Source organism: Akkermansia sp. GGCC_0220 (assembly GCF_017566105.1).
Taxonomy (GTDB): domain Bacteria; phylum Verrucomicrobiota; class Verrucomicrobiia; order Verrucomicrobiales; family Akkermansiaceae; genus Akkermansia; species Akkermansia massiliensis.
The window spans coordinates 274,216-280,215 of record NZ_JABFCI010000002.1 but is presented as its reverse complement, the minus strand read 5'-3'; the positions used below and the strand labels follow the sequence as shown (position 1 = coordinate 280,215).

Genomic DNA, 6,000 nt, shown 5'->3' with positions numbered 1-6,000 from the left:
GCTTGCCTACGTTCAGGCCCGCGTTCCCCGCTCCCGTTTCCGTGTAGCCGTCCATGCGCGTCGTCACCACGGAGGCGTTGGCCAGGGGCTGCAGGATGCTGCTCCTGTCTTCATTGAGGTACACGTCGTAGGTCAGTTCATACATCGCTCCAAAGCCCCACCCGCTGGTGTTGCCCTGCGTCCTGTAGCTGCCTTCACCGTAGTTGACCGTGCGGTTGAGCTTGGCGTTGTCCCATCCTCCGGAAAAGGAAGAAGCGTCCCAGCGTCATTCATCATGGATTCCTGTAGAAAATGGATTTCCTGAGGGAGATTCCGTCTTCCTTCTGCCAGAAACCATGATACAGACGGAAACGGCAATGATGAGCAATTCCAGAAAAAAAGACCAGTGCAGCAGGAAGTTCAGCTACCAGGGGTGGTACTGCGCCTGGACAGTGGCCAGCGCGTGAAAGCGCATGGACCACGGAGCCAGGAGAGGGATGTCTCCCACGATGCAGTCCAGAAGGAGGTGCAGGAAGCCGCTCATGGAAAAGATCAGCAGCCATGTTCCGCCCGTGCTCCATGGTTTGATCCGGCTGGCTCCCCATGCGAGGAGCATCAGCGCGAACCAGACGGAAGGATAGTGCGTCCAGTAGGAATAATGGTGGTGCTGGCGGCCGTCCAGGGTATAAAAATAAAACAGGTCCAGGTCCGGGGCAATCGCCCCCAGAAGGGCGGCGGTCATGACGGCCTTCCTTCCCGGTGTGCGTAAACGGATGGTTTTTGCCAGGAGATAGCCTGCAGGCAGATGGGCGATGAACATGAGCGTTCAATAATAGAAGAAAAACGGACAAAGACGGACAGTCCGGGTGCGTACTACCTGGAAAAAGGTTTTTCCACCCAGTCAAAGGATAGTTCCCTGTTTCCGCCTCCCACGGAAGAATAGACTGTTCTAACGCCGCCGGATGAAGGATTCTTCCAGATGAGGGACAGTTCCTCAATCCGGCTTTCCCCCGATTCCAGGAAGATCTTGTGAATGCGGAGGCCAGGCAGGCGCCAGGCCCTCACGTCCGGGTGGACATAGGTGGTTTCCCAGGCGGTTTGATGTCCTTTGCCGGTTCCGCACGTCCATGTAATGCTCAAGGACATTTTTTTATCAGGGGTGCTTTTTCCGGCCCCGGTATATTCCACACTGACGGGAATGGTCCCGGAAGATTGCGGGATGGCTGCCGGGCTGCAAACAAGGGCGGCGAGGGATAGGGGAAGGAGGCTGATCATTTTTTCACAAGGGAGGGGGGCGTTGAGAAAAAAGGGGGCGGCTGGCCTGCATCAGCCGCCGCCCCCTTGGAGAGGGGGTTATCTGCCGGATTTGCCCAGCTTGTACCCGGCGTAGGTTTCCGTGTTGTACAGGGGCTGGTTGTCCGGCACGGCGTAGCCGATGGATTTGCGGATGGCGAGGAAGTCCGCCACGCCTTCCGGTCCCACCTGGTTCAGGGGGGCCTTGTGCAGCCCGGCCATCAGCACCATGCGGCAGTAGGCGTCCGCGTTTTCCATGAACCATTCCGCTTCTTCCACGTCGCGGGCTCCGGTGATCACGCCGTGGTTTTCCATGAAGACCACGGTGGATTGTTTGGCCGCTTCCGCCACGGCTTGTGCCGTCTCCAGAGAGCCGGGCGTGCCGTAGGGGGCCAGCGGGATGTGGCCCAGGAAGATATCCGCTTCCGGATTGATGCCGGAGGGGGGAACCTGCCCGGCGAACAGGAAGGCGTTGCAGTGCGGGGGATGGGCGTGGATGCAGGAGTTGACGCCCACGGATTTCATCATGGCGATGTGCGTTTTCACCTCACTGGTGGAGGGGCGTATGCCCGCCTTCTGGCGCGCGTCCATGTCCACCAGGCAGATGTCTTCCACGGTCATGAAGCCCTTGGAGCACAGGGTGGGGGAGCAGAGCAGCAGGTTCTGCGCCACGCGCACGGAAATGTTGCCCCCGTTGCCGTCTACATATTCGCGGTTCCACAGGCGGCGGCCTATGTCGCACATGCGTTCCTTGATAACCAGGATTTCAGGGGAATGGAAGAATTCGTTCACTTCCTCCCGCGTGACGGGGTTGTATTTTTCCCACGGGAACACCTTGTCCGGGAGGGGAGGGGAGATTGACCAGTCTTCTGACATATTTAGTTGCGTGTTAGTGGTTGAGCTTTTCGTAGGCGGCTTCCTGGGGACCCGGCATATACGTCCGGTAAGTGATGCCGAAGGCGTCCCTGGCCTGCTCCGGCGTAGAGTACACCCCGGCGCCTGCAAAGGCAAACATGGATGCGCCCAGCACGGTACTTTCAGATACTTCAGAGACCTTCACGGGAATGCGGAGGATGTCCGCGCGCATCTGGGTCCAGACGCTGTTTCTGGCGCCGCCGCCCACCAGGATGAGGAATTCGCTTTTGAAGCCGCTCACGGATTCCAGGCGGCGCAGGCGGGATTTCAGCCGCCAGGCAAGCGCCTCCATAGCGGCGCGGTAAATGTGGCCGCGCGTCCGGCCCAGCACCAGGCCGCCGATGGAGCCTTTCCGGTCCCCGGAAGCCAGGAAGTCCGGAACCATCGTTACGCCGTCGCAGCCGGGGGGGATGGCGGCCGCTTCCGCATCCATGGTATCGTAGGATTCACCGCGGAAGCAGGCGGCTTTCACCCATTCAATGATGCCGGAACCGAGCCATTGCAGGCCGGGGTTCAAGAGGCCCGGTTCCGCGTCGAATTCCGCCGTGGCGCCGTCCGCGTAGTCCTCCGGTGTCAGCCGGGCCTGTGCGGAGCGCGCCATCAGGATTTCCCAGGTGCCGGAGGAAAGGACCGGCTGGTCCCTGTCCGCTCCGGAACCGAAGATGGCAAACTGGGTGTCGTGCCCCGCGGAAATGACGGGAACGCCCGCCAGGGCGGGAATGCCCATGGCCGCCGCCGCTTCCGGAGTAAGAACGCCGATGGTTTCCCCCGCGTCCACCGTGGGGGGGAAGAGGCCGCGGCGCAGGCCTAGGCGGTTCAGGATAAGCTCGGAAAAGTCTCCCGTTTCCAGGTCCGTGAGCTGGGAGGTCCCGGCCATGGTCCGGTCCGTCGCCATGACGCCGGTGAGCTTGTACGCCAGGAGGTTGGAGATGAAGAGCCACGCATGGGCCTTTTCCAGCAGCTCCGGGCGGTTTTCCTTAATCCAGACGAGCTTGTAAATGGTGTTGAAGGCAAAGGCACCCACGCCGGAGATGCGGTCAAGCTCTTCCTGGGAGATGTACTTGCCGATGTTTTTCATGACCTCCGCCGTGCGGGGGCATTTCCAGGATATGACGGGGTAAAGCTGGCTGCCGGAGGCGTCCACCAGCGCGCCGTCCACGCCGAAGGTGGTGACGGTTACCGCCCGCACCTGTTCCGCATCCAGGCCCTCAAGGGCCTTCACGGCGCATTCGGAGAGCTGCTTGAAAATCCGGTCCGCGTCCCAGACGTGGAATTCCGGGTTTTCCTCACCGGGCAGCGTGGCGTTCGGCTGCGAGGCCTTCCCCGCGATGACGCCTTGTTCATCCACAACCATCGCGCGCACGTTCGTCGCGCCGCAGTCCAAGCAGAGGGAGTACATAGAGAAATACTAAATTTTGAAGATTAGATACTAAAGGAAACTGTTCAGAGATTTTGCCCGGCAAGCGTTTTTGTCGTAGCGGTCAATAGCCGCATTAATTCCAGGCAATCCTGTTTCAAGCTTTCAAATTGCTGGTCCGTCAGGCAGGAAGTTGCATGCAGAAGGCGGAGCCAATACCAAGTCTCCGAACATTCTTTTAGTGAAATGTGTACTTTGGAGAAGAAGTCTTTTTTGCTTACGGCATAGGAAGCTTCTGCGAGGTTGGCTCCTATGCTTGTTCCGGAGCGCAGAATTTGCTGGATCAGTGCCTGCTCGCACCGTTGCTTGCGAAGATGGCGGCATAAGGAAACGATACGAATGGAAAAGGCAAAACTTTTTTCATGAGCGGCACTTTCGTTCATCTTTTAGTCTTTAATCATTCGTATTTAGTCTTTGATATTAACGCTGAACGTCATCAGGGGAAGAATGTCTTCCCCTGATGAAAAGGTCAGTCGTTAATATTTGCCGTACAGCGGGCCGTAGTTGGCGCAGGCGCGGAAGTCGGCGCCTTCCGGGTCCGCGGTGCCATGGAGGCCCCAGGCGGAGGGACGGTAGATTTGGTCGTCCGGGATGTTGTGGGCGTATACGGGGATGCGCAGCATGGAAGCGAGCGTCAGGATGTCTGCGCCGATGTGGCCGTAGGTGAAGGCTCCGTGGTTGGCGCCCATGTTGGCCATGACGCTGTAGACGTCCGTGAAGGCTCCCTTGCCGGTCAGGCGCGGGGCGAACCAGGTGGTCGGCCAGCCCGGATCGGTGCGTTCGTCCAGGGTCTTGTGCACCTTGGCGGGCAGGTCCACGGACCAGCCTTCCGCCACGATGAGGACGGGGCCGAGGCCCTTGACGATGTTCAGGCGCATCATGGTGACGGGCGCGCCGCCCTTGGTGACGTAGTGGACGGAGTAGCCGCCGCCGCGGAAGTATTCCCGGTTGGCCGGGCACCAGACGGCTTGTTCCATCATGGTTTTCGCGTCGTCCGGGGTAACGTCCCAGTGCTTTTTCATGACGGGCTTGCCGTCCTTGTCCGTGCAGGCCATGCAGCCGTCCAGGGCCGCGGAGCCGGAGTTGATGAGGTGGATGATGCCGTCCTTGGCATGGCCTTCCAGCTTGTAGCCCGTGACGCGCTTCACGGCTTCCGGGCTCCAGTAGGTGCGCACGTCCGCAAAGACGTTGGCCTGTCCGGTGAGCAGGTAGCCGAAGAGGAGGCAGGCTCCGTTCAGGGAGTCGTTTTCCGTGGCGAAGGGCATCGGCGCGCGCGGGCCGTTCCAGTCAAAGGTGGAGTTGAGCAGGGTTTCCGCAATGTCTCCGTTCGGGTAGAAGTCCGTCCAGTGGCGCTGGCCCTGGAAGCCGCCGGCAATGGCCTGGTAGCCCAGGGATTCCTCTTCGCGGTCAATTTTCTTGAGCTTGGGGTTGCCCTGCATCATGTCCCGGAAGATCATGGCCATCAGCACGCTTTCCTTGAAGGTCCTGCGGCGTCCGGCTTCGTCCAGCTTCAGGTCCGGGCGGTTCTTGTCTTCGGCGAATTTGAAGACGGCGTCCGCCCATTGCATGGCGAGGTCGAATTCCGCTTCGTCGTAAATCTTCTGGTCCATGCGGCGGCGCACTTCCGTCATGTCCACGGCCTGTACGCGGATGCCCAGGTAGTTTTCCCAGAAGGACTGGTCCACGATGGAGCCGGCGATGCCCATGGAGCAGCCGCCGATGGAGAGGTAGCCCTTGCCGCGGAGGGTGGCTACGGCCAGGCCGGCGCGGCAGAAGCGCAGGATTTTTTCAGCCACGTCTTCCGGAATGGAGGTATCCCCGGCGTCCTGGACGTCTTTTCCGTAAATGGAGAAGGCGGGGAAGCCCTTCTGGTTCAGTCCGGCCAGGGCGGCGGCCAGGTACACGGCGCCGGGGCGTTCCGTGCCGTTGAAGCCCCAGATGGCCTTGGGCGTGAACGGGTCCATGTCAAAGGTCTCGCTGCCGTAGCACCAGCAGGGCGTGACGGCCAGGGAGACGCCGACGTTGTTGGCCTTGAATTTGTCCGCGCAGGCGGCGGCTTCCGCCGGACCGCCAATGCAGGTGTCTGCGATCACGCACTTGACGGGTTCGCCGGAGGCGTGGCGGATGTTGGCCTCAATGAGAGCCGCGGCCGCCTTGGCCATGTTCATGGTTTGATCTTCCAGGGATTCCCGGACGCCGAGGCGGCGCCCGTCAATCGTGGGACGGATACCGATGGTTGGTAATGCTGTTTTCATATCTTGCGTAGGTGATGTGAAGCTGGTTCAGGCCTGGGCAGGCGCGTCCTCTTCCTTTTTCAAATGGGTGTTGCGGAAGAAGAAGCCGTAGATTAGTACCACGGCAAAGCAGATGATGGGAATAAAGAAGGATGACCGCAC

At 60.3% G+C, this 6,000-nt stretch carries 6 protein-coding genes and 1 pseudogene; all 7 read right to left on the bottom strand.

The features are described from left to right. Positions 1 to 235 (bottom strand): annotated as a pseudogene (locus HJW02_RS02780) (autotransporter domain-containing protein); the annotation flags it as partial. Between the two features lie 168 nt (positions 236 to 403). After that, entirely contained in the window at positions 404 to 799 is a 396-nt protein-coding gene (locus tag HJW02_RS02775; protein ID WP_102721992.1) for a metal-dependent hydrolase, read from the bottom strand. A gap of 53 nt (positions 800 to 852) precedes the next feature. Then, positions 853 to 1,254 carry a hypothetical protein gene (locus tag HJW02_RS02770; protein WP_102721993.1) on the bottom strand — a complete coding sequence of 134 codons (402 nt, stop codon included), beginning with the start codon at positions 1,252 to 1,254 and terminating at the stop codon, positions 853 to 855. Positions 1,255 to 1,332: 78 nt separating this feature from the next. After that, positions 1,333 to 2,148 (bottom strand): class II aldolase/adducin family protein, encoded by an 816-nt coding sequence (locus HJW02_RS02765; protein WP_102721994.1) that lies wholly within the window; start codon positions 2,146 to 2,148, stop codon positions 1,333 to 1,335. Between the two features lie 13 nt (positions 2,149 to 2,161). After that, complete coding sequence (gene fucK, locus HJW02_RS02760) at positions 2,162 to 3,586, bottom strand: L-fuculokinase (RefSeq protein WP_102721995.1); 1,425 nt, start codon at positions 3,584 to 3,586, stop codon at positions 2,162 to 2,164. A gap of 44 nt (positions 3,587 to 3,630) precedes the next feature. Then, positions 3,631 to 3,987: a four helix bundle protein gene (locus HJW02_RS02755; protein ID WP_022398386.1), complete on the bottom strand. Its 357-nt coding sequence runs from the start codon at positions 3,985 to 3,987 to the stop codon at positions 3,631 to 3,633. Positions 3,988 to 4,080: 93 nt separating this feature from the next. Then, a complete protein-coding gene (locus HJW02_RS02750; RefSeq protein ID WP_102721996.1) occupies positions 4,081 to 5,859 on the bottom strand; it encodes an L-fucose isomerase in 1,779 nt (592 codons plus the stop codon). Between the last annotated feature and the right edge of the window lie 141 nt (positions 5,860 to 6,000).

Bases quoted from the DNA above. Each gene is read 5' to 3' on its own strand.
- HJW02_RS02775 (WP_102721992.1), bottom strand. From the start codon at position 799: ATGTTCATCGCCCATCTGCCTGCAGGCTATCTCCTGGCAAAAACCATC.
- HJW02_RS02770 (WP_102721993.1), bottom strand. From the start codon at position 1,254: ATGATCAGCCTCCTTCCCCTATCCCTCGCCGCCCTTGTTTGCAGCCCG.
- HJW02_RS02765 (WP_102721994.1), bottom strand. From the start codon at position 2,148: ATGTCAGAAGACTGGTCAATCTCCCCTCCCCTCCCGGACAAGGTGTTC.
- fucK (WP_102721995.1), bottom strand. From the start codon at position 3,586: ATGTACTCCCTCTGCTTGGACTGCGGCGCGACGAACGTGCGCGCGATG.
- HJW02_RS02755 (WP_022398386.1), bottom strand. From the start codon at position 3,987: ATGAACGAAAGTGCCGCTCATGAAAAAAGTTTTGCCTTTTCCATTCGT.
- HJW02_RS02750 (WP_102721996.1), bottom strand. From the start codon at position 5,859: ATGAAAACAGCATTACCAACCATCGGTATCCGTCCCACGATTGACGGG.